Genomic DNA, 22,670 nt, shown 5'->3' on the forward strand with positions numbered 1-22,670 from the left:
GGCACGGGCTGGGCCCGCGGCTTCGGCTTTGTCGGCCTGATCCTGGCGGCGGTGAACATTTTCGGCGGGTTCCTGGTGACCAGCCGGATGCTCGCCATGTACTCGAAGAAGAAGTGAGCGCACCGACATGAACGCCAATCTGGTCGCGCTGCTCTATCTCGTCTCGGGTGTCCTGTTCATCCTGGCGCTGCGCGGGCTCTCCAGCCCGGTCACGTCCCGCCAGGGCAATATTTTCGGCATGGTCGGCATGACCATCGCCATTCTAACGACGCTCGGCTCCTCCCCGCCGGCCGGCCCGGGCGGCTGGGCGCTGGTGCTCGGCGGCCTCGCGCTCGGCGGCGGCGCCGGCGCGGTCATCGCTCGCAAGATCGCGATGACGCAGCAGGATATCCGCGAACTGCGCACGCAGATCGATACGCGAGGCGGCCTCGCCCAGATCGAACAGTGGAACCAGAACGTCTATGGTCTGCAGGCGCCGGGGCCCGAGCAGTTCGCGACGAACTCGGTGCGGCTCGTGGCGATGACTCAGCCGCAGGGCCAGCCGGCGCTGCAGCTCGATCCGCAGATCGTCGCTAGCCGTGGCGCGGTCGACAAGGTCAGCTTCGACAAGATCGAGGACGCGGGCGGCACCACGACGCCGTCGCGGGCCACGCCGATTCCTGCCCCTGCTCCGGCCGTCGAACAGCCGCGCCTGCGGTCGGCCAACTTTGTCCAGGCCAAGGCTCCCGCGCTCGCCGAACAGGCGCCGTCGCCGGTACATGAAGTAGCGCTGCGCAAGGTCGGCAAGCCCGTAAGCCTCGGGGACGATTTCCTCGACGGGCTGAGCGACGACCGGTCCGCGCGCAGCCGCAAAGGCAAGCAATGAACGCGCCTGCGGTCGGGCTAAACCCGCCGCGCGACCGCGCCCTCGTCAAGACCGACCAGACGGTCCAGACCGCCCATGAGCGCCTGATGGTGCTGATGATGCTGTTCGGCCTGCTGATCGGCATCATCGCGCTGCGCCTGCTCTACCTCGCCATATTCGACGGCCCCGATCGGTCGGCAGTCGCTGCCACGAGCGGCCGGCGCGGCGAGATTCTCGACCGCAATGGCAAAGTCCTTGCCTCGACGATCCGCGGGGTCAGCCTCGCCATTCGCCCGCCGCTGGTGATCGGCGACAAGGCCCGTCTCGCGACCGAACTGGCTCGTCTATTCCCGAGCCGCACGGCCGACTATTATCTGCGCATCCTCAGCGGACGGCGCAAATTCGTCTATCTGGAGCGGGGCGCAACGCCTGCCATGATCCGCGCGGTGCGACTGCTGGGCGAGCCGGGCATCGAGGAAGTACCCGAACCGAAGCGCTTCTATCCGCAAGGCACGATGGCCGCGCAGGTCATCGGCTATATGGACATCGGCGGCGTGCCGGTGAGTGGCATGGAAACCTTCCTCGACAAGCGGCTGACCAGCCCGGGCGCGAGCAACCAACCGGTCGAACTGTCGATCGACAGCCGCGTGCAGGCCGCCCTCGAAAGCGCCATCCGCAAGCAGGCCGAAAAGCATTTCGCGGTCGGCGGCGCCGGCATCGTGCTCGACGTGCACACCGGCGAGGTCATCGCCATGGCCTCCTTGCCGGTGTTCAACCCGAACGCCCCCGGCCTCGTCCCCGTGGGCACCGATCCCCTGCGCCCCGATGCGCGCTACAACCGTGCGATCAGCTCGGTCTACGAGCTCGGATCGACCTTCAAGGTGCTGACGATGGCCAACGCCATCGAGAACGGCGTGATTACCGATTTCGGCCGCCGCTATGACGCGACCGCTCCGCTCAAGGTCGGCGGCTTCACGATCCGCGACGACCATCCGCAGAAGCGCTGGATGTCGGTCCCCGATATCCTGATCCACTCGTCGAACATCGGCACCGCCCGCATCGCCGAAGAACTGGGCCCTGAGCGCACCCAGGCCTTCTTCCGCAAGCTCGGCTTCGACCGCGCCGCCGACCTGGAGCTCGGTGCCCGCGGCAAGCCGCTCTGGCCTGGCTACTGGGCGCGGACGACCGTCATGACGGTCGCCTATGGCCATGGCATCGCCGTCAGCCAGCTACACCTCGCCAATGCCTATGCAGCGATGGTCAACGGCGGAATCATGCGCCCCGCAACGCTGCTGAAGCTCGCGCCCGGCCAGGCGCCCAGGGGCCAGCGCGTGATCTCCGAGGAAACCAGCCGCCGCGTTCGCCAGCTGATGCGTCTGGTCGTCAAGGAAGGCACCGGACGCGGTGCCGACATCCCCGGCCTGCGGGTCGGCGGCAAGACCGGTACCGCCGAAAAGAATCTCAATGGACGCTATATCCACAACAGCCTCGTCACGACCTTTGCCACGGCCTTCCCGATGGACGCGCCGCGCTATGTCGTGATCGTGACGATGGACGAGCCGCAGGGCATTCCCGAGACCTATGGCTTTCGTAGCGCGGCCTGGACCGCTCTGCCCGCAGCCAAGAATGTCATCGCCAGAATCGGTCCGCTACTCGGAGTCATTCCCGACCCGAGCAAGGACATCGACGTCTCCGACCTGATGCCGTTCGTCTACAAACCCGAGAAGGAGGATGCGGGCGTCCATGCGATTGACTGACCTGATCCCCGACGCCGCGAGCGACGACCGCATCACCGGCTTTGCGATCGACCATCGCAAGGTCGCGCCCGGCACCATATTCGGTGCCTTTCGCGGAAGCCGCTTCAACGGCGAGGATTATGTCGCGCAGGCGGTACAAGCCGGCGCGATCGCCATCATCTCAGCCCCCGGCGTCACGGTCGAGGGTGCTGCGCATATCGTCGACCAGGAACCCCGGCGGCTGTTCGCCCGGCTGGCGGCGCGCTTCTTCGCGCCCTTTCCCGATACCACTGTCGCCGTCACCGGAACGAACGGCAAGACGTCCACGGTCGAACTCACCCGCCAGCTGTGGCGGATGGCCGGCTTCCACGCCGCCTCGATCGGCACGCTGGGCGTCACAACGGCGGATGACCAGGTCTCGACCGGGCTCACCACGCCGGATATCGTCACCTTCCTCTCCAACATGGCCGGCCTCCGCAAGGAGGGCGTCACCCATGCCGCCTTCGAGGCCTCGAGCCACGGCCTGTCGCAGTACCGCACCGAGGGGCTGCCGGTCCGAGCGGTCGCCTTCACCAATCTGAGCCGCGACCATCTCGACTATCATGGTACGATGGAGGCCTATTTCTCGGCCAAGCTGCGCCTGTTCGACGAGGTCGTCGATGCGGACGGCGCGGCGGTGATCTGGGCCGACGATGCCTATTCGGCCGGGGTGATCGACGCCGTGAAGGCGCGTGGCATCCGCGCGATCACGGTCGGCGGAAGCGGCGATACGATCCGCCTGCTAGACCGCGTGCCGACCGCGCTCGGCCAGACTCTGAAACTCGAGATCGACGGCAAGGGCCGCGAAGTAAAGCTACCATTGATCGGCGCCTATCAGGCGGCCAATGCGCTCGTGGCCGCCGGACTGGTGATCGCCACCGGCGGCGATGTCGACCGGACGCTCGCCGACCTGCAGCGCGTCGCTCCGGTGCGCGGCCGCCTCGAGCGGGCGGCACTGTCGAAGAGCGGTGCGCCGATCTATGTCGACTATGCGCACACGCCGGACGGCCTCGAAGCCGCCATTGCGGCGCTTCGTCCGCACACGGCGGGTCGCCTGATCACCGTCTTCGGCGCCGGCGGCGACCGCGACACCGGCAAGCGCCCGCTGATGGGCGAGGTTGCGATGCGGCTCTCCGACATCGCCATCGTCACCGACGACAATCCCCGCTCCGAAGACCCCGCCGCGATCCGCCGCGACGTGATGGCGGGCGCCCCCGGCGCGATCGAGATCGGCGGGCGGCGTGAAGCCATTGCCGAGGCCATCGCCCGCACCGAGGCCGGCGACATCGTTCTGATCGCGGGCAAGGGTCATGAGCAGGGCCAGATCGTCGGCGACCGTGTCCTGCCCTTCGACGATGTCAGCGTCGCCCGGGAATGCGCGGCCTGATGAGCGCGTCTTCCTCCCCGCTCTGGACAGCCTTTGACATCGCCGCTGCGGTCGATGGCGAGGTGCACGGCGACTTCCAGGCGTCCGGCGTCGCCTTCGACTCGCGGGAGATCGGCCCGGGCGACCTGTTCATCGCGATGAAGGGCGAGACGACCGACGGCCATGCCTTCCTCGACAAGGCTTTTGCCGCCGGGGCGTCGGGCGCGATCGTGTCCGATGCCTGCGCGGGCCCACATGTCCGCGTCAGCGACACGATGCCGGCGCTGGAAGCGCTGGGCGTCGCATCGCGCGCGCGCATGGCCGGCAAGGTCATCGGCGTCACGGGTTCCGTGGGCAAGACCGGCACCAAGGAGGCACTGTTCGCCTGCCTGGATCGCGCCTTGCGTGGCCGGGTCCATCGTTCGGTCAAGAGCTACAACAACCATACCGGGGTGCCGCTGAGCCTCGCCCGCATGCCCGCCGACACCGCCATCGGTGTGTTCGAGATGGGCATGAACCATGCCGGCGAATTGGCCCATCTGACCCGTCTCGTCCGGCCGCATGTCGCAATTGTCACCGCCATCGCGCCCGCGCATAGCGCCTTTTTCGCCAGCGAAGCCGATATTGCCGAAGCCAAGGGCGAAATTTTCCAGGGACTCGAACCGGGCGGCACCGCCATCCTGCCCTATGACAGCCCGCATCGCGATCGGCTACGGGCGGCGGCCGACGCCCATGCAGGCCGCATCCTGACCTTCGGCCACAGCCGCGAGGCCGACGTCCGCGTGCAGGACGTCGTCCCTCTCGACAACGGCACGCTGGTCTCGCTGATCCTGCCCGACGCCGAACTGACCTTCACGATCGCCCCGCCCGGCACCCACTGGGTGTCCAACGCCATGGCGGTGATGGCCGCCGTGTGGGCCGTGGGCGGCGACCTGGCGGCAGCTGGCCTCGCCTTTGCCGACATGGAGGGTCTTCCCGGACGCGGTCAGCGTAGCACCGTCGCGATCGGCAACGGCACCGCGCTGGTGATCGACGAGAGCTACAACGCCAATCCCGGATCGATGGCCGCGACCATCGGCATGCTCGGCCAGCAGGCGGCCGAGCGCCGCGTCGTCGTGCTCGGCGACATGCGCGAACTCGGGGCCGGATCGCCCGATTATCATGCCGCGCTGGCAGGACCGCTGCAGGCCGCCGGCGTAGGCTTCGCGCTGCTCGTCGGACAGGAGATGACGGCGCTCGCAAACGCCCTTGAGGGGCGGATCGATTTCGCGCATGTGCCCGACGCCCGCGCGGCGCTCGATTCGATCGGGAGCCGGCTTGCGCCGGGCGACGCCATATTGATCAAGGGATCGAACGCGATCGGCCTTTCGCGCCTCGTCGAGCATCTGCGCTCGGGGGCGTTGGCCGGCGAAAGGACGCCATGCTCTACCTGATTGCCGAACAACTCGGGTTTCCGGGCGTCCTGAACCTCATCCGGTACATCACCTTCCGGGCGGGGGCGGCCGCGCTGACCGCGCTGTTAATCGGCCTCATCATCGGCCCTCGATTCATCGGCTGGCTGCGCGTCCGCCAGGGCAAGGGTCAGCCGATCCGCGCCGATGGCCCGCAGACGCACCTTGCCAAGGTCGGCACGCCAACGATGGGCGGGCTGATGATCCTGATCGCTGTCACCTTGTCGCTGCTGCTGTGGATGGACCTCAACAACCGCTATGTCTGGGCCTGCATCGGCGTGACCCTCGGCTTCGGCCTGATCGGGTTCATGGACGATTATGACAAGGTCAAAAAGCGCAGCACCGCGGGCATTTCGGGCAAATCGCGCCTCCTCGCCGAGTTCGTGATCGCCGGCCTCGCCAGCTGGCTGATCGTGTCGGGTAACGGCACCGAACTATATGTGCCCTTCTACAATGGCCCGGTGATAGACCTCGGCCCCTTCTACATCCTGTTCGCCGCCTTCGTAATCGTCTCCTTCGGCAATGCGGTCAACCTGACCGACGGGCTCGACGGGCTGGCGATCATGCCGGTGGTCATCGCCAGCCTCGCCTTCTTCGTCATCGCCTATCTGGTCGGCAATGCGAAATTCGCCCATTATCTGGGTATTCCGCACGTGCTGGGCGCGGGTGATCTCACGATCCTGACCGCAGCGATCATCGGCGGCGGGCTCGCCTTCCTTTGGTTCAACGCACCTCCGGCCGCCGTCTTCATGGGCGACACCGGCAGCCTGGCCCTCGGCGGCGCGCTGGGCGTGATCTCGGTCGTCACCCATCATGAAATCGTGCTGGCGATCGTCGGCGGCCTGTTCGTCATGGAAACCGTGTCGGTGGTGCTGCAGGTCTTCTTCTACAAGCGCACCGGCCGCCGGATCTTCCGCATGGCGCCGATCCATCATCATTTCGAACAGCTCGGCTGGAGCGAACCGACGGTGGTGATCCGCTTCTGGATCATCTCCTTCGTCCTCGCTCTCGCCGGCCTCGCCACGCTGAAGCTGCGGTGATCAAGAGCCCCGCCTTCGCCGGAAAACGCTACGCGGTGCTCGGCCTCGCCCGGTCGGGACTCGCCGCGGTCGAGGCTCTGCTTGCCTCGGGCGCGCTGGTCACCGCCTGGGACGGCAAGGACGAGGCGCGGGCCAAGGTCACAGGCGAGGTCACGTTCGCCGACCCGGTCGAGATCGACCTGACCGGCTATGCCGGCGTCGTCGTTTCGCCCGGCGTGCCGCTCAACAAGCATCCGATCGCCAGCCATGCCGCCCGCTTCGGCGTGCCCGTGATGAGCGATATAGAGCTGTTCGCCCAGGCCCGCCCGTCGTTGCCGCCGCACAAGGTGGTCGGCATTACTGGCACCAACGGCAAGTCGACCACCACCGCGCTGATCACGCACATCGTCGAGACGGCGGGCGTCCCGACGCTGATGGGCGGCAATATCGGCCTGCCAATCCTCGGCCGCGACCCGCTGCCGGCGGGCGGCGTCTATGTGCTCGAACTGTCGAGCTACCAGATCGACATCACCCGGAGCCTCGACTGCGACGTCGCGGTGCTGACCAACATCACGCCCGACCATCTCGACCGCTATGACGGCTTCGCCGGCTATGCGGCCTCCAAGGAACGGCTGTTCACCATGCAGTCGCCAGACCGCACGGCTATCATCGCGGTCGAGGATGCACCCAGCGCCGCCATCGCGTCGCGCCGTCCGGGCGTCCTCGCGGTCCGCTCCACAGAGGTGAGCAACCAGCAGGCCTGGCCCGCGCTGCAGGGACCGCACAACGCCCAGAACGCCGTCATCGCCATTGCCGCCTGCCGGGCGCTCGGCATCGCCGAGGATGCCATCCAGCGCGGCCTCGCCAGCTATCCCGGCCTGCCCCACCGCATGCAACGCGTGGCGGAGAAGGCCGGCGTGCTGTTCGTAAACGACAGCAAGGCGACCAACGCGACTGCAACTGCACCCGCGCTCGGCGCCTATCCGAAGATTCACTGGATCCTCGGCGGCCTGCCCAAGACCGACGATCTCGACGATTGCGCCCCCTATTTCGACCATGTCGTGGCCGCCTATACGATCGGCCAGGCCGGCCCGATGTTCGCCCGCATCCTGCGCGAGGTCGGCAAGCCGGTGACCGAAAGCGAGACGCTGGAGCGCGCCGTGGCGGATGCCGCAGCGGCAGCTGGTCCGGGCGAGGTGGTGATGCTGTCGCCGGCCTGCGCCTCGTTCGATCAGTTCAGCGATTATGAGGCGCGCGGGGACGCTTTCCGTCGCGCGGTGGAGGGGCTTTCGCTATGAACGTCGCAGTGTCCTTCGACTCCTCCGCCACTCCTGCGCAGCTTCCCATTCGCCGATCGCGTTTCGGCCGGGGCAAGCGCACGCCCGTCGCGCGCTGGTTCTGGGAAATCGATCGCGTCCTCCTGCTGCTCGTCACGATCCTGATCGGCGTCGGCCTGATCGCGGTCGCCGCTGCCTCGCCCGCCGCCGGCGTGCGCTATTCGGGTAACGGCGTCACCGTCGCCTCGCGCTATTATTTCTGGATGCAGTTGGCCTGGACCATGATGGCCGTACCCGTGATGCTCGTCGTGTCCGCCCTGCCGCAGAAGGCGGCCCGGCGCATGGCGCTGATGATGGGCCTCTTCTTTCTGCTATGCCTCGCGCTGGTCCCGGTGATCGGCAGCAGCGCGAACGGCGCCACCCGCTGGATCGCGATCGGCCCAGCCAAGTTCCAGCCGTCCGAATTCCTCAAGCCGATGTTCGCGGTCGGCATGGCCTGGCTGCTGTCGCTGCGCGCGCGCAATCCAGAGTTGCCCTTCGCGTTGATCTCGGTCGTGCCTATGGGCCTGATCGCCGTGCTGCTGATGAAACAGCCCGATTTCGGCCAGACGGTGATCTTCGGGGCGGTATGGATGGTGCTGCTGATCGTCGGCGGCGCCTCGATCCGCCTGATTGGCTCGTTGATCGGCGCCGGCATGGGTGCGGTCGTCACCGCCTATTTCTTCTATTCGGTCGCGACAGAGCGCATCAACAAGTTCCTGTTCAAGCAGGGCGATACCTATCAGGTCGACCGCGCCCATGCGACGCTGACCAATGGCGGCCTGCTCGGCACCGGCCCGGGGGCCGGCACGCAAAAGTTCACCCTGCCCGAACCCCACACCGACTATATCTTCTCCGTGATCGGTGAAGAGTTCGGGCTGATCGCCTGTATCGCCATCGCCTGCCTCTATTTTGCGATCGTCGCGCGCGTCTGCCTGCGCCTGATGCGCGAGGATGACGATTTCCTCCTGCTGGCCTCGGCGGGCCTCGTCGCGCAGTTCGGTTTCCAGGCGCTGATCAACATGCTGGTCAATGTCGGCCTCGCCCCGTCCAAGGGCATGACCCTGCCCTTCATCAGCTATGGCGGCTCGTCGATGATCGCGCTGTCGATCGGCTTCGGCCTGCTGCTCGCCTTCACCCGCGAAAATCCGCACCTGAAGGAAGCGACCTACACGGTGCGGTGGACCGGGCGATGAGGGTGACTCGCCACTTCGTCCTCGCGGCCGGCGGCACCGGCGGCCATATGGTCCCGGCGCATGCGCTGGCCGCCGAACTGATGCGCCGCGGCCATCGCGTCGCCCTCGTGACCGACGAGCGCGGTGCACGGATTCCCGGCCTCTTCGACGGTGTCCAGACGCACGTCATTCCCGCCGGACGTCTGGGCGGCGGGCTGCGCGCCATGATCAAGGCGGTGCGCGACATTCGCGCCGGCACCGCGATGGCGGGTCAGCTCTACGAGACCTTCGCGCCGTCGGCGGTGATCGGCTTCGGCGGCTATCCGGCCCTGCCGGCCTTGCTCGCTGCGTTCAAGCGGCGGATCCCGACGGTGATCCACGAGCAAAATGCCGTGCTCGGCCGGGTCAACCGCTTCGTCGCCGGGAAGGTCGATGCGATCGCGACCGCCTATCCCGATGTCGAACGGCTGAAGCCACGCTATGACGAGAAGACCGTTCTCGTCGGCAATCCGGTGCGCGACAATGTGCGGGAAATCCGGGAGCAGCTCTTCCCCGAACTGGGCCCCGACAGCATCTTCCGCCTGCTCGTGACGGGTGGAAGCCAGGGCGCCTCGATCCTGTCGGACGTCGTGCCCGACGGGCTCGCGCTGCTCCCGCAAGGGTTCCGCCGTCGCCTCCAAGTGACGCAGCAATGCCGACCCGAGGATATCGAATCGGTCCGCAGCAAATATAAGGTGCTCGGCATCCCCGCCGATCTTGCCACCTACTTCACCGACCTTCCCGAACGGCTCGGCTGGGCACATCTCGTCATCGCCCGCGCCGGTGCGTCGACCATCGCCGACATCAGTGTCGCCGGACGTCCCGCCATCCTGATCCCGCTGCCTTCGGCCGCCGACGACCACCAGACCGCCAATGCGCGCGAACTGGCGCAGGTCGGTGGCGCGCGCGCGATCCGCCAGTCGAACTTCACACCGCAGGAACTGGCGAAGCAGATGCAGAAGCTGGCGCTCGATCCCCAGGCGCTGATCAATGCCGCGCGCCGTGCGCATGGCGTCGGCCGTCCCAACGCGGCCGAGGATCTGGCCGATCTCGTCGAACGCATCGGCCCTGAGCCGATCGTCGATCCCATCCCCGTGGAAAAACTGGAACTCCGTCCCTTGAAAGGCGCATTTGCATGAAGGGTGTCGCAACCGACATCGGCACCATCCATTTCATCGGCATCGGCGGCATCGGCATGTCCGGTATCGCCGAGGTGATGCACAATCTCGGCTATAAGGTGCAGGGCTCGGACGTCTCCGAAAGCTATGTCGTCGAGGGGCTGCGCAAACGCGGTATCGCCGTGATGATCGGCCACAAGGCCGAAAATCTGGGCGACGCCGCCGTGGTCGTCACCTCGACCGCGATCAAGCGCGGCAATCCCGAGGTCGAACTGGCGCTGGAGAAGCGCATTCCCGTGGTCCGCCGCGCCGAAATGCTCGCCGAACTGATGCGGCTGAAGTCGACCGTGGCGATCGCCGGCACCCATGGCAAGACCACCACCACCTCGATGGTCGCAGCACTGCTCGACGCCGGCGGGGTCGACCCGACCGTGATCAACGGCGGCATCATCAACAGCTATGGCTCCAACGCCCGCCTCGGCGCCTCCGACTGGATGGTCGTCGAAGCCGACGAGAGCGACGGCAGCTTCCTGCGCCTCGACGGCACCATCGCGGTGGTGACCAACATCGATCCCGAGCATCTCGACCATTATGGCTCGTTCGACAAGGTGAAGGACTGCTTCGTCGAGTTCGTCGAGAACGTCCCCTTCTATGGCGCGGCGCTCCTGTGCATCGACCATCCCGAGGTACAGGCGATCATCCCGCGCGTCCGCGACCGCAAGGTCGTGACCTATGGCTTTTCGGCGCAGGCCGACGTGCGCGGCGACGATGTCACGCCCATCCCCGGCGGCAACCGCTTCGACGTCGTCGTCCGCAACCGCGACGGCGACACCCGCCGGATCGAAGGCGTGACCCTGCCCATGCCCGGCCGGCACAATGTCCAGAACGCACTCGCCGCGATCGGCGTCGCGCTGGAGATGAACATCCCCGACGATGTCATCGCCAATGGCTTCGCCAAGTTCGGCGGCGTCAAGCGGCGCTTCACCAAGGTCGGCGAGGTGCCGGTGGGCGATGGCGTCGCGACGATCATCGACGATTATGGCCATCACCCGGTCGAGATCCGCGCGGTGCTCGCTGCCGCGCGTGAAGGCGCCCGGTCGCGCGTGATCGCCGTCGTCCAGCCGCACCGCTTCACCCGTCTGCGCGACCTGATGGTCGAGTTCCAGACCGCGTTCAACGATGCCGATACCGTCTATGTCGCGCCGGTCTATCCGGCCGGCGAGGCCCCGATCGAGGGCGTCGATGCCGATGCACTGGTGTCCGGGCTGAAGCAGCGCGGGCATCGCTCGGCACAGACGGTGGCCGGACCGGAGGCGCTGGCCAAGGTGCTGGCTGCGACGATCGGAGCGGACGACATGGTGATCTGCCTGGGCGCAGGTGATATCACCAAATGGGCGGCGGGGCTTTCGGAGGCGATTGCCAGGGAGAAGGCAGCATGACCGATTTCTTCGGGCCTTGGAAAATGATCCAGGATCAGACGCTGCACATGCAGAAGACAGCCGTCGATGCGGCGTTCAAGGCGATGGGCAGCGGCGAGCATTTCGACAACGCAGCCAAGGCGGCCAAGGAACTGGCCGACATGCAGGTCCAGGCGTGGGAGCGCTGGATGGCGATGTGGGGCGTGGACAAGACGTGACCGATGGAGCGGTAGCCAGCGCTGCGTCCTCGTCCCTGCCGCCGGTGCGCGGCAGGCTGACGGCTGGCGCGCCGCTGGCGCCGTTCCTGTGGTTCAAGAGTGGCGGGGCGGCCGAATGGCTGTTCGAGCCGGCCGATGTCGACGATCTCGTCGCGTTCCTCGGCGCGCTCGATCCCGCCATGCCGGTCATGGGGCTGGGACTCGGATCCAACATGATCGTCCGCGACGGCGGGGTTCCGGGCGTCGTCGTGCGCCTGGGCAAGCCCTTCGCCAAGGTGGAACGGCTCGATGGCGAAACCCTCCGCTGCGGCGGTGGGGCGAGCGGCATCCTCGTCTCCTCGGCAGCGCGCGACGCCGGGATCGCCGGCGTGGAGTTCCTGCGTTCGATCCCCGGCACGGTCGGCGGCTTCGTCCGCATGAATGGCGGCGCCTATGGACGCGAGGTGAAGGACATTCTGGTCGAGGCCGATGTCGTCCTGCGCTCGGGCGAGCGGCGAACGCTGGCCCTCGCCAATCTCGGCTACACTTACCGCCACAGCGAGCTGCCAGACGGCGCCATCGTCGTCAGCGCGACCTTCCGGGGTGAGCCGGGCGAACCGGCCGCGATCCAGGCCGAAATGGACCGCATCGCCTCCGAGCGCGAAGCGAGCCAGCCGCTGCGCAGCCGCACCGGCGGCTCGACCTTCAAGAACCCGGTCGGGCACAAGGCCTGGCAACTGATCGACGAGGCCGGCTGCCGCGGCCTGCGGCGCGGCGACGCGCAGGTCAGCGAGAAGCACTGCAATTTTCTGCTCAACCTCGGCGAGGCCAGTTCGGCCGACATCGAGGCGCTGGGCGAAGAGGTAAGGACCAAGGTGAAGGCGACGACGGGCGTGACCCTCGAATGGGAAATCCAGCGCGTGGGGGTGGCTGAATGATGGCCACCAGCGGCAACGACCTCCGCGCCCACCCCTCCACCACGCTGCGCGTGGTCCCCCTCCCCGTTCCGGGGAGGAACTGTATGACGTGGGGCTCGCATCTCCTTGCGCTGCTCAGCAGCAGCAACTCGGCCAACACGTTCCTCCCCTGCAAGGGGAGGGGGACCAGCCGCAGGCTGGTGGAGGGGCACCGCGCCAGCGGCGAAACCCTTTCCGCCCGCACCGCCCTCCCCTCCACCACGCTGCGCGCGGTCCCCCTCCCCGCTCCATGGAGAAATTTTCTGTGACGCACGCACCGCTCCACATCGCCGTGCTGATGGGCGGCTGGTCGGCCGAGCGCGAGGTATCGCTGACCTCGGGCAACGGTGTCGCCGACGCGCTCGAAAATCTCGGCCATAAGGTGACGCGGATCGACATGGACCGCGATGTCGCCGCGCGGCTGGCGGCGGCGAAGCCCGATGTCGTGTTCAACGCGCTGCATGGCACGCCGGGCGAAGACGGCACGATCCAGGGCCTGATGGACCTGATGGGGCTGACCTATACCCATTCGGGTCTGACCACCTCAGTGATCGCGATCGACAAGGAACTGACCAAGCAGCAGCTTGTCCCCGCCGGCATCCGCATGCCCGAGGGTCGCATCATCGAAAGCGCGAGCCTGTATGAGAGCGATCCCCTGCCGCGGCCCTATGTTCTCAAGCCGGTCAATGAAGGCTCTTCGGTCGGCGTCGCCATCGTAAAAGAGGGTGACAATCACGGCTCGCCGATTCATCGTGACGCCCATGGTCCCTGGCAAAGCTTCAAGACGTTGCTCGCGGAGCCCTTCATCCGGGGGCGCGAATTGACCGTGGCAGTGCTCGGCGACCGCGCGCTGTGCGTCACCGAGTTGGTCCCGACCAGCGGCTTTTACGACTATGAGGCCAAATATACCGATGGCCTGACGACCCATGTCTGCCCGGCGAAGATCCCGCAGGACATCGCGGACGAATGCATGCGCATGGCGCTCGACGCGCATCGCGTGCTCGGATGCCGGGGCACCTCGCGCTCCGACTTCCGCTGGGACGACGAGCAGGGCATCGAGGGCCTCTATCTGCTCGAGGTCAACACCCAGCCGGGCATGACGCCGCTCAGCCTGGTACCCGAACAGGCGAAGCAGACCGGCATGACCTATGCCGATCTCGTCCAGGCGATCGTCGACGAGGCGCTGGCCGACAGCAAAGCCAAGGAAGGACCCCAGGGATGAAGGCCGCCCGCGCGCGTTCCGCAGACCGTCGACCGCGCACCAGCGCGCCGGCCCGTCGTGCGCCCGCGCGCCGCACGGCTTCGACGCTGGACAAGGCGGTCGACCAGCTTCCGATCTCGCGCGATGCGCTCCGCAAGACAGGCAACTGGGCGCTCGGCATCGCCGTCACCGGCGGGATTGTCGCCGGGCTGATCGCCATGGGCCTGCCCCAGATGATCGGCCTGATGATCGCCGACGGCATCGGCAGTGCAGGCTTCAAGGTCCGTAATGTCGAGATATTGAATCGCCGCCAGGTCGACAGCGCCGTCGTTTATGACATCGCCATGCGGCAGCAGGCCCGGCCGATGCCACTGGTCGATCTTGACGGCACCCGTGCCGAACTGATGAAGCTCGGCTGGATTTCCGACGCGCGCGTCTCGCGGCGTCTGCCCGACACGCTGGTCGTCGACATCGTCGAGCGGGTACCGACCGCGATCTGGCAATATCAGCATCGGCTGGCGCTGATCGACAAGGATGGGGTGGTGATCGGCCCGGTCGACGACCGCGCCATGCCCGATCTGCCCGTCGTCGTCGGTCCCGGCGCGAACCGCCGCGCCAGCGAACTCGCGATGCTGATGGCGAATGCCCCCTCGCTCAAGCCTCTGGTCACGGCGGCCAGCTGGCAGAGCGACCGGCGCTGGGACATCATCTTTCAGTCGGGCGAGAAGCTGCTGCTGCCCGAAGGCGATGCGGAAGCGGCCAAAGCGCTGGTGTTCTTCGCACAGGAAGACCGCCGCGCCGGCCTGCTCGGCAAGGGCCTGGTCTCGATCGACATGCGCGATCCCACGAGAATGGTCGCGCGCGTGTCGCGAGAGCCTGGCAGCCGCATCGAACCGCCGACGGCACAGCTCAGCCCGAAGTCGACGACATGAGGGCTGGCAATGGCAATTTGGGGAAAGGGAGCAGCGATGGCGCAGCCGCGCAATGAAGGTCTGATCACGGCGATCGACATCGGTTCGTCGAAGGTCTCCGCCCTGATCGCGCGCCCCAACGAGGCCGGCGAACTCGAGGTTCTGGGCAGCGGCCAGCGCGAGAGCCGGGGCGTGCGCCGCGGCTATATCGCCGACATGGAGGCGACCGAGTCCGCCATTCGCGAGGCAGTCGAGCAGGCTGAGACGATCGCGCGCACCAATATCGATCATGTCTGGGTCAGCTTTTCCGCCGGCGGCCTCGTCAGCGACGTAGCGCAGGTCGAGGTCGATCTGGGCGGTGTCCAGATCGAGCAGCCCGATATCGACGAGTTGCTCCGTCAAGGCCGGCAGTCGCTCAATCCCCAAGGCCGCATGGTCCTCCATGCGCAGCCGACGCTCTACACCCTCGACGGTCTCAACGGGGTGAAGAACCCGCTCGGCCTCCACGCCGACAAGCTGGGGGTCGAAATCCATGTCATCGCCGCCGAGCCCTCCCCGGTGCGCAATCTCGCTCTGTGCGTCCGCTCGGCGCATCTCGGAGTGAAGTCCATCGTTGCCTCTCCGATCGCGACCGGCGCCTCCTGCCTGTCCGACGAGGACCGCGAAATGGGTATCGCGCTGGTCGAGATGGGAGCCGGCGTCACCAACGTTTCGCTGTTTGCCGGCGGCCTGCTGGTGGGCCTGACCTCGCTGCCGATGGGCTGCGCCGACATCACCGACGACATTGCCTCGGCCTTCAACATCCGCCGCGCGCAGGCCGAACGGCTGAAGTGCGTGCATGGCTCGGCGCAGAACAGTCCGCGCGACAATCATGAGATGCTCGAAATCGGCTCGCCCGAAGAAGCCGCCGACGGCATCGACCCGCCACGCATCAGCCGCGCCCAGCTGATCCAGGTCATCCGCCTGCGCCTCGACCACTGGATGGACGCCGTCGCCAAGGCTCTGTCGGATCTCGGCTATGTCGGCCCGGTCGGCCGACAGGTCGTCCTGACGGGTGGCGGCGCGGAGCTTCGCGGCATTGCCGACTATGCGCAGGGCGTGCTGGGACGCAGCGTCCGGATCGGTCGGCCTCGCATCCTGTCGGGCCTCCCTGACGCGCATAGCGGCCCGGCCTTCGCTACGCTGGTCGGCCTTGCCCAGGTCGCGGCCGAAAATCCGGCCGAGCTTCGTCCCTTCGTGGCCGAACAGACCGTCCACCGGCCGCAGCCTATGGGTCTCGTCGGCAAGCTGATGGCGGCGATCAAGAGCGGTTATTGAGACGGGGTACCGCCGCCACGGCTCGGTTAACCCCGAAAATTGTGGATAGGACAACTTTTCGCGTGATTCGACGAATCGCGTCTGGCAAGATTCGGCCCATCCGGTGCTTCGGCGGGCAGGGCCGCAAGGGAGATTATCTATGACGATCGAGTTCATGCGTCCGCAGGTCGACGAGTTGAAACCCCGCATCAGCGTCATCGGGGTCGGCGGCGCGGGCGGGAACGCGGTCGCGAACATGATCCAGGCCGACGTCCAGGGCGTCGACTTCATCGTCACGAACACCGACGCGCAGGCCCTCAACGCATCCCCTGCCGAGCGTCGCATCCAGCTCGGTCTCAAGATCACGCAGGGACTCGGTGCCGGAAGTCGTCCCGAAATCGGACGGGCGGCCGCCGAAGAGACGCTCGATCAGGTCGAGAAAGCCCTCGAAGGCTCGCACATGTGCTTCATCGCCGCCGGCATGGGCGGCGGCACCGGAACCGGTGCGGCACCCGTGATCGCGAAGGCGGCGCGGGACCGCGGAATCCTGACCGTCGGCGTCGTCACCAAGCCGTTCAGCTTCGAAGGCAATCGTCGCATGCGCTCGGCCGAGGCCGGCATCGAGGAACTGCAGAAGCATGTCGACACGCTGATCGTTATCCCGAACCAGAATCTGTTTCTGATCGCCAACCCGAACACGACCTTCAAGGAAGCGTTCCAGATGGCCGATCAGGTGCTGCAACAGGGCGTTCGCGGCATCACCGACCTCATGGTCATGCCGGGCCTCATCAACCTCGACTTCGCCGACGTTCGCTCGGTTATGAGCGAGATGGGCAAGGCGATGATGGGCACCGGCGAAGCAACCGGCGACAACCGTGCGATCGAGGCGGCGGAGAAGGCGATCGCCAATCCGCTGCTCGACGGCGTGAGCCTGAACGGCGCCAAGGGCGTGATCGTGTCGATCACCGGCGGCGACGACATGCGCCTGCTCGAAGTCGACGAGGCCGCGAACCACATCCGCCAGCTGGTCGACCAGGACGCGAACATCATCTGGGGTTCGGCCTTCAACAACGAACTCGAGGGCCGCATTCGCGTATCGGTCGTCGCGACCGGCATCGAGGTCGACGCCGCGACGATGCCCGAACCGTCGAAGAGCTTCAGCTTCCCGCCACGCACTCCGGCGCGCGAAGAGAAGTCGGTCGTCGTGCCGCAGGCCGCCGCCCCGGCTCCGGCTCCCGTCGCCGCAGCTCCCGAACCGGCTTCGGCCGCCACGCCGGCCCCGCAGTTCGAGGCTGCTCCGCGCGTCGCCGCGCCGACTCCTGCCGAAGAGAAACTCGTTCTCGAAGCCCCCGAAGGCCCGGCGGAGACGCTCGAGCTGACCAGCCTCTTCAACGACGAATTGCTGCTCCAGCCCGAAGCCACCGTCCCCGCACCCGCGCCCGAAGCGCGTCAGGAGGACGCCGGGACCCGCTGGACTGCCGAACCCGAGCCTGCACGCCGCCCATCTTCGACGGGTGCAACCCTGTTCGAGCGGATGTCGAACATCGCCCGCGGCGCTGCCAAGGCACAGGTCGATGCGGACGAGCCCGGCAACGGTGCGGTTCCGCGCTTCCTGAACCGCCAGAGCAACCAGTAAGCAATTGATCGGACGGGTGTTCGTGGCCGACCGCCGCGAACGCCGCCCGGTCCGGCGACAATGGCTGGAATCGACTTGCGGTCCGCCGCATTGCTGTGGTTAAGCATGGCGGCATCATGAAGAAGATATATCATCTCTTGGGCAGCTGGTCGCTGCTGGCGGCCGTCACTGCAGCCGTGCCGCTTTCGGCGCAGTCGCTTGACGATACGTCCGAGGAAGCAGTCATCACCGACCCCGTCGCCAGCGCGCGCGATGCGATGGCCCGGGGTGACCCCGCCGAGGCGCTGGCCCGCTACCTGCGCGTTCTGGCCCGCGACCCCGGTGATCTCGAAGCGCTGACCGGAGCGGGCACCGCCGCGCTCGCCGTGGGCGACGCCGATGCCGCGATCAACTTCTTCGTACGGGCCGAGAAAATCTCACCGCGTGACGGCCGGGTCAAAGCCGGTCTCGGCTCCGCGCTGATTCAGAAGGAGCAGCCGCGCGCGGCGCTTCGCCTGTTCGACAGCGCGATAGACCTGGGTATTCCGCAGGTCGACGTCGCGCTCGACCGCGGCCTCGCTTATGATCTGCGCGGCGACAACCGCAAGGCGCAGGCCGATTATGCGCTGGTCATGCGGACCAAACAGGATCCCGAGGCGATCCGGCGGCTCGCCCTGTCGATGGCGATGAGCGGCGACAAAACCAACGCACTGACCATCCTCGACCCGTTGCTGCGCAAGAAGGACATCGCTGCCTGGCGCGCGCGAGCCTTCGTGCTGGCGATGACCGGCGATACCGTGGGCGCCGAAGCGGCGGCGAATGCGGTGCTGCCGCGCTTCCAGGCCGATGCGCTCAAGCCCTTCCTCGCCCGTCTTGCATCGCTCAAGCCGGCCGAAAAGGCCGCCGCCGTGCATTTCGGCCATTTCCCCGAAGATAAGGTGCCGATGCAACTTGCCGAGGCCCGGCCCGCTCCGTCCTCGAAACCCGCGCCATCCTCGAAGGAAATTCCGGCGCCTCAGCCGGCGACATCGTCGAGCGCGAGTGCCACGCCGGCGCAGCGTCCGCAATTCGACCGCAGTGGCCGGCTCGTAAGCCGTCCCGACAGCAGTCAGCGCACGACCACCACGGCCAGCGCGCCCGAAGCGACGGTCGGCTTGTCTGCAACCGAAGAGGCCGAACAGAAGGTCGCCGATCAGCGCAGTCTTGCGCAGGACCGCCGCGCCGCTCAGAAACGCGCCGCCGCCGAGAAGGCCGAGGCCGAGAAGAAGGCCAAGGCGCGCGAGGAAGCCAAGGCGAAAAAGTCGAATCCGGAACGCTATTGGGTCCAGATCGCCAGCGGGGCCTATAAGCCCGACCTGGACAAGGAATGGGACAAGCAGAAGAAGGCGCATGCCAAGCTTCTGTCGGGCCGCTCGCCGTGGACCACGCCCTATAAGGCGACCAATCGCCTGCTGATCGGTCCATTCGCCACTAAGGGCGCCGCCCAGGATTATGTGAACGAGGCGCGCGCCGCAGGCCTGAGCTGCTTCCCCGTGACGACCTCCGCCGGGCAGAAGGTCGAACGGATCGACTGATCCCGTCCCACCCTCGTGCAATGCCCGTGTCATAAAAGGGTAACGGCAAGGCCGCATTAGCGACTCCAACATCGGAGTCGTCATGTTGCTGCGTTCTTTCGTCCTGCTGCCCCTGTTGCTCGCTGCCGCCCCTGCCCTGGCGGTGACGACGCCCGTTGATCCGACCGCGCGGCCGCAGGCGGCAGCCGCCGAGCGGCTTTATCCCGAGGTGGAGATCGAGGGCGAAGGCTGGCGCGGCCTGCTGCCCATCATGCTGATGAACGCCGATCTTTCCAGCCGCCCGCAGTCGGCAGAGACTGTTACGCCCGGCGACAGCGCGCGTTGAACTAAGCTCCCCGGCGCGCAGTCGGGAGTCGACTTGCCCGATCCGCTCGGCCATCAGGGCGCTGATGCCTGATCTTGCCCCTTATGCTTCCGACCCGACCCGCAGCCGGGGCCGTTTCCATCGCCATGGCGACGGCGAGACGCGCGGACCACGCGACCCGTTTCAGCGCGACCGCGACCGGATCATCCATTCGATCAGCTTCCGCCGGCTGCGCCACAAGACGCAGGTGTTCGTGGCACCCGATGGCGACCATTTTCGCGTCCGCCTGACCCACAGCCTGGAGGTCGCGCAGATCGGGCGCACCATCGCCCGCGCGCTCGGTCTGAACGAAGATCTGACCGAGGCGCTGTGCCTGGGCCATGATATCGGCCACCCACCCTTCGGCCATGCCGGTGAGGATGCGCTGAAGGCCGCGATGGCCGATGTCGGCGGGTTCGATCACAATGCGCATACGTTGCGGATCTTCACCCGGCTCGACTCGCCCTATCCCATGCATGAGGGACTGAACCTCAGCTGGGAGACGCTCGAAGGCCTCGCCAAGCATAACGGCCCGGTGCGTCGGCGGACCTGGGCTATGGCCGAGGTGGACGATCAGTGGCCGCTGGACCTCGACAGCTGGGCCGGGCCAGAGGCCCAGGTCGCCGCGCTGGCCGACGACATCGCCTATGACAATCACGACATCGACGATGGCGTCCGCGCTGGCCTGCTGACGCTCGATCAGGTTCTCGAAGACCCGCTGGTCCGCAGCAGTTGGGACCGGGTTCGCCGGCGTTATCCCGACGTGGCCGAAGCCCGTCTGCTGGGCGAACTGGTGCGCGAGCAGATCGGCTGCATGGTCAATGACCTGCTGGCAGAAAGCCGGCGTCGGCTGGAGGAGGAGGCGCCCCGCTCGGTCGAGGACGTCCGCGCTGCCGGGCGGCCGCTGATCGGTTTCTCCGACGAGATGGCTGCACGGGAAAAGGGGCTTACCCGCTTCATGTACGCCAATCTCTACCACCACCCGCAACAGCTGGAGATCGCGGCGCGCATGGCGGAGGTCGTATCGGGTCTGGCCGATGCCTATCGCCGCGACCCGGCGCTGCTTCCCGACAACTGGCTCGCCACGCTGCCCGAAAGCGAACCGGCCCGAACGCGCCATATCGGAGATTTCATTGCCGGCATGACCGACCGCTATGCTCTGACGCGCTATGCCGAGCATGTCGGTCCAGTCTCGCTCGAGGGCTTCTGATGGCACGGGCGGTCGCGCTGCTTATCGCCCTCGCAGGCGCTCTGCTCTGGGCGATTCTCGCAATCGTTCCGCCTGCCGCACGAGGCTTGGACGCACCGGCGACCGCCTTTTCTTCTGCACGGGCCATGCGCGACGTCTCGGTGATCGGCCGGGTACCGCATCCGACGGGATCGGCGGAAAATGAACGTGTCTCCGCCTATCTGCTGCTGCGCATGCACGCCATGGGGGCCGCCGTCGAGGTCCAGCAGATGCCTTTGGGCGCAGCCTCGCTCCGTCGGCTGGGCAAGTGGAGCGGGCGCACCGAACGGGGCGTGATCGCGCGCAACCTGATCGGCGTCTTTCCGGGACGCGACCGCAGCCTGCCGCCGCTGCTGCTGATGGCGCATCACGACAGCGTGTGGGGCTCGCCCGGCGCCGCCGATGACGCGATGGGCGTGGCCGCTGCCCTCGAAGTCGCGCGCGCCATCGGCGAGCGTGGACCGCCCGAGCGTGACCTGTTGCTGCTCTTCACCGATGGCGAGGAACTAGGGCTCGATGGCGCCGAATATTTCTTCGCCCGTCACCCGCTCGCGCGCGGCATCGGCGCCATCATCAACATGGAAGCGCGCGGCGCCGGCGGCCGAGCCAACATGTTCGAAACCGGCCCGGGCAATGGCGCCATGATGCGCCTCTATGCCGAGCATGTGCGTCGCCCGGCGACCAATTCGCTGTCGGTACTCGTCTATAACAATATGCCCAATTACACCGATTATACGGTGGCCAAGCGCCGGGGGATTCCGGGCTACAACATCGCCGTGCTCGACCGGGGCTCGGCCTATCACTCGCCGTCCGCCTTACCCGAGGTGGTCGACCCCGCCTCGCTGCAGGACATGGGGGCGCAGGCCCTGGCGCTCTCGTCGGCGCTGCTTTACGCCCCTGACCTGCCCGCGCGCACCGACGATGCGAGTTTCTCCGACCTCATGGGTCGCGCGACGATCGTCTATCCGGCCGCTGGCGGCTGGCTGATCCTGCTCGGCGCAGCGCTGCTGATCGGCTTTGCGCTGTCGCGCGAGAGGCCCCGCCGCACCGCGATCGGACGCGGGGTGCTGATCACCCTCGCCATCCTGCTCCACGCTGCCCTGCTGCTGCTGGCGTTCAACGCGCTGTCCGGCAGTGGCGGCGCCAATTATTACGACCGCCTCGCAGCCTTGCCGCGCCTCGAAGCGATGGCGGCAGCGACGCTGGCGGCGCTGCTCTGCCTGCTCCCGGCGATCCGCCGAACCGACCCGCATCCCCTGGCGCTGGGACCGGGCATGGTCCTGATGTGGGCCGGACTGCTGACCGGAGGGCCGATTGCGATCGTCCCGGTCGCGCTGCTCGCCATGGCATCGGCCTGGTTCCTGCCCTCGGATCGCACCGCGCAGGCAGAGGGCGCGATCCTTCTCCTGCTGCTGGCCGGCATCCTAGTTCAGGCGACGCTGCCCACTGCGGCCCCGCTGCTCCATTGGCCGCTGCTTCTGGCCGCCATGGCCATGGCCGCCCGTGCATGGCTGGGCGAGCGCGCGGCGCTTCCGGCGATGGCGCTGTGCGCGGCGATCGCGGTGGGACATCTGCTCGCGCAGGCGCATTTCCTGTTCCTCGGCATAGGCGCCGAACTGTCCGTCGTGCTGGTCGCCCCGCTGTTCGCGGCGCTGCCGTTGCTGCTCACGCTGTGGCCCGCCAAAGCAACGCGGCTGGGCGCAGCTTTGCTGCTCGGCGTGGCGCTCATGATCGCCCTCTGGGTGCGCTTCGATCCGGTTGCCCCAACGATCCCGACCTACAGCCTTGCCGAGGGAGGCAAGAAAACTAGGGACTGACCTTTGAGCGA

The 22,670-nt window shown here is 67.2% G+C and carries 19 protein-coding genes and 1 pseudogene; all 20 read left to right on the forward strand.

The features are described from left to right. On the forward strand, positions 1 to 117 hold a 117-nt coding region (locus KAY22_RS03140), incomplete at its 5' end, for a proton-translocating transhydrogenase family protein (protein WP_296619993.1). Between the two features lie 10 nt (positions 118 to 127). After that, positions 128 to 379 (forward strand): annotated as a pseudogene (locus tag KAY22_RS03145) (NAD(P)(+) transhydrogenase (Re/Si-specific) subunit beta); the annotation flags it as partial. 482 nt (positions 380 to 861) lie between these two features. Further along, a complete protein-coding gene (locus KAY22_RS03150; protein ID WP_296619881.1) occupies positions 862 to 2,601 on the forward strand; it encodes a penicillin-binding protein 2 in 1,740 nt (579 codons plus the stop codon). After that, complete coding sequence (locus KAY22_RS03155) at positions 2,588 to 4,006, forward strand: UDP-N-acetylmuramoyl-L-alanyl-D-glutamate--2,6-diaminopimelate ligase (RefSeq protein ID WP_296619884.1); 1,419 nt, start codon at positions 2,588 to 2,590, stop codon at positions 4,004 to 4,006. The genes KAY22_RS03150 and KAY22_RS03155 overlap by 14 nt, the downstream gene beginning before the upstream one ends. Next, positions 4,006 to 5,418, forward strand: a complete 1,413-nt coding sequence (gene murF / locus KAY22_RS03160; protein ID WP_296619886.1) for a UDP-N-acetylmuramoyl-tripeptide--D-alanyl-D-alanine ligase — start codon at positions 4,006 to 4,008, stop codon at positions 5,416 to 5,418. The genes KAY22_RS03155 and murF overlap by 1 nt, the downstream gene beginning before the upstream one ends. Beyond that, positions 5,406 to 6,476, forward strand: a complete 1,071-nt coding sequence (mraY, locus tag KAY22_RS03165; protein WP_296619889.1) for a phospho-N-acetylmuramoyl-pentapeptide-transferase — start codon at positions 5,406 to 5,408, stop codon at positions 6,474 to 6,476. Before murF ends, mraY begins: the two co-directional genes overlap by 13 nt. Further along, positions 6,473 to 7,753, forward strand: a complete 1,281-nt coding sequence (gene murD, locus KAY22_RS03170; RefSeq protein ID WP_296619892.1) for a UDP-N-acetylmuramoyl-L-alanine--D-glutamate ligase — start codon at positions 6,473 to 6,475, stop codon at positions 7,751 to 7,753. Before mraY ends, murD begins: the two co-directional genes overlap by 4 nt. After that, entirely contained in the window at positions 7,750 to 8,967 is a 1,218-nt protein-coding gene (locus tag KAY22_RS03175) for a putative peptidoglycan glycosyltransferase FtsW (RefSeq protein WP_296619895.1), read from the forward strand. The genes murD and KAY22_RS03175 overlap by 4 nt, the downstream gene beginning before the upstream one ends. Continuing rightward, entirely contained in the window at positions 8,964 to 10,124 is a 1,161-nt protein-coding gene (gene murG, locus KAY22_RS03180; protein WP_296619898.1) for an undecaprenyldiphospho-muramoylpentapeptide beta-N-acetylglucosaminyltransferase, read from the forward strand. Before KAY22_RS03175 ends, murG begins: the two co-directional genes overlap by 4 nt. Next, positions 10,121 to 11,542: a UDP-N-acetylmuramate--L-alanine ligase gene (murC, locus tag KAY22_RS03185; RefSeq protein WP_296619901.1), complete on the forward strand. Its 1,422-nt coding sequence runs from the start codon at positions 10,121 to 10,123 to the stop codon at positions 11,540 to 11,542. The genes murG and murC overlap by 4 nt, the downstream gene beginning before the upstream one ends. Beyond that, on the forward strand, positions 11,539 to 11,739 hold the full coding sequence (locus KAY22_RS03190; protein ID WP_296619905.1) for a hypothetical protein: 201 nt from the start codon (positions 11,539 to 11,541) through the stop codon (positions 11,737 to 11,739). The genes murC and KAY22_RS03190 overlap by 4 nt, the downstream gene beginning before the upstream one ends. After that, the gene (gene murB / locus KAY22_RS03195) at positions 11,736 to 12,656 is read left to right on the forward strand and encodes a UDP-N-acetylmuramate dehydrogenase (RefSeq protein WP_296619908.1); all 921 of its coding nucleotides are present in this window, start codon (positions 11,736 to 11,738) and stop codon (positions 12,654 to 12,656) included. The genes KAY22_RS03190 and murB overlap by 4 nt, the downstream gene beginning before the upstream one ends. Before the next feature lie 283 nt (positions 12,657 to 12,939). Further along, positions 12,940 to 13,896 (forward strand): D-alanine--D-alanine ligase, encoded by a 957-nt coding sequence (locus KAY22_RS03200; RefSeq protein WP_296619912.1) that lies wholly within the window; start codon positions 12,940 to 12,942, stop codon positions 13,894 to 13,896. Beyond that, positions 13,893 to 14,807: a cell division protein FtsQ/DivIB gene (locus tag KAY22_RS03205; protein ID WP_296619915.1), complete on the forward strand. Its 915-nt coding sequence runs from the start codon at positions 13,893 to 13,895 to the stop codon at positions 14,805 to 14,807. The genes KAY22_RS03200 and KAY22_RS03205 overlap by 4 nt, the downstream gene beginning before the upstream one ends. A gap of 36 nt (positions 14,808 to 14,843) precedes the next feature. Continuing rightward, entirely contained in the window at positions 14,844 to 16,103 is a 1,260-nt protein-coding gene (gene ftsA, locus KAY22_RS03210) for a cell division protein FtsA (RefSeq protein WP_296619918.1), read from the forward strand. Positions 16,104 to 16,242: 139 nt separating this feature from the next. Then, positions 16,243 to 17,718 carry a cell division protein FtsZ gene (gene ftsZ / locus KAY22_RS03215; RefSeq protein WP_296619921.1) on the forward strand — a complete coding sequence of 492 codons (1,476 nt, stop codon included), beginning with the start codon at positions 16,243 to 16,245 and terminating at the stop codon, positions 17,716 to 17,718. A gap of 116 nt (positions 17,719 to 17,834) precedes the next feature. Then, on the forward strand, positions 17,835 to 19,271 hold the full coding sequence (locus KAY22_RS03220; RefSeq protein ID WP_296619924.1) for a tetratricopeptide repeat protein: 1,437 nt from the start codon (positions 17,835 to 17,837) through the stop codon (positions 19,269 to 19,271). Between the two features lie 82 nt (positions 19,272 to 19,353). Further along, the gene (locus KAY22_RS03225; RefSeq protein WP_296619926.1) at positions 19,354 to 19,596 is read left to right on the forward strand and encodes a hypothetical protein; all 243 of its coding nucleotides are present in this window, start codon (positions 19,354 to 19,356) and stop codon (positions 19,594 to 19,596) included. 64 nt (positions 19,597 to 19,660) lie between these two features. Beyond that, positions 19,661 to 20,824: a deoxyguanosinetriphosphate triphosphohydrolase gene (locus KAY22_RS03230; RefSeq protein WP_296619928.1), complete on the forward strand. Its 1,164-nt coding sequence runs from the start codon at positions 19,661 to 19,663 to the stop codon at positions 20,822 to 20,824. Beyond that, positions 20,824 to 22,659: a M20/M25/M40 family metallo-hydrolase gene (locus tag KAY22_RS03235; RefSeq protein WP_296619932.1), complete on the forward strand. Its 1,836-nt coding sequence runs from the start codon at positions 20,824 to 20,826 to the stop codon at positions 22,657 to 22,659. The genes KAY22_RS03230 and KAY22_RS03235 overlap by 1 nt, the downstream gene beginning before the upstream one ends. Positions 22,660 to 22,670 lie beyond the last annotated feature (11 nt).

It is taken from the genome of Rhizorhabdus sp., from assembly GCF_018006725.1.
Classification (GTDB): Bacteria; Pseudomonadota; Alphaproteobacteria; order Sphingomonadales; family Sphingomonadaceae; genus Rhizorhabdus.

Bases quoted from the DNA above. Each gene is read 5' to 3' on its own strand.
- KAY22_RS03150 (WP_296619881.1), top strand. From the start codon at position 862: ATGAACGCGCCTGCGGTCGGGCTAAACCCGCCGCGCGACCGCGCCCTC.
- KAY22_RS03155 (WP_296619884.1), top strand. From the start codon at position 2,588: ATGCGATTGACTGACCTGATCCCCGACGCCGCGAGCGACGACCGCATC.
- murF (WP_296619886.1), top strand. From the start codon at position 4,006: ATGAGCGCGTCTTCCTCCCCGCTCTGGACAGCCTTTGACATCGCCGCT.
- mraY (WP_296619889.1), top strand. From the start codon at position 5,406: ATGCTCTACCTGATTGCCGAACAACTCGGGTTTCCGGGCGTCCTGAAC.
- KAY22_RS03175 (WP_296619895.1), top strand. From the start codon at position 7,750: ATGAACGTCGCAGTGTCCTTCGACTCCTCCGCCACTCCTGCGCAGCTT.
- murG (WP_296619898.1), top strand. From the start codon at position 8,964: ATGAGGGTGACTCGCCACTTCGTCCTCGCGGCCGGCGGCACCGGCGGC.
- murC (WP_296619901.1), top strand. From the start codon at position 10,121: ATGAAGGGTGTCGCAACCGACATCGGCACCATCCATTTCATCGGCATC.
- KAY22_RS03190 (WP_296619905.1), top strand. From the start codon at position 11,539: ATGACCGATTTCTTCGGGCCTTGGAAAATGATCCAGGATCAGACGCTG.
- KAY22_RS03205 (WP_296619915.1), top strand. From the start codon at position 13,893: ATGAAGGCCGCCCGCGCGCGTTCCGCAGACCGTCGACCGCGCACCAGC.
- ftsA (WP_296619918.1), top strand. From the start codon at position 14,844: ATGGCGCAGCCGCGCAATGAAGGTCTGATCACGGCGATCGACATCGGT.
- ftsZ (WP_296619921.1), top strand. From the start codon at position 16,243: ATGACGATCGAGTTCATGCGTCCGCAGGTCGACGAGTTGAAACCCCGC.
- KAY22_RS03220 (WP_296619924.1), top strand. From the start codon at position 17,835: ATGAAGAAGATATATCATCTCTTGGGCAGCTGGTCGCTGCTGGCGGCC.
- KAY22_RS03225 (WP_296619926.1), top strand. From the start codon at position 19,354: ATGTTGCTGCGTTCTTTCGTCCTGCTGCCCCTGTTGCTCGCTGCCGCC.
- KAY22_RS03230 (WP_296619928.1), top strand. From the start codon at position 19,661: ATGCCTGATCTTGCCCCTTATGCTTCCGACCCGACCCGCAGCCGGGGC.
- KAY22_RS03235 (WP_296619932.1), top strand. From the start codon at position 20,824: ATGGCACGGGCGGTCGCGCTGCTTATCGCCCTCGCAGGCGCTCTGCTC.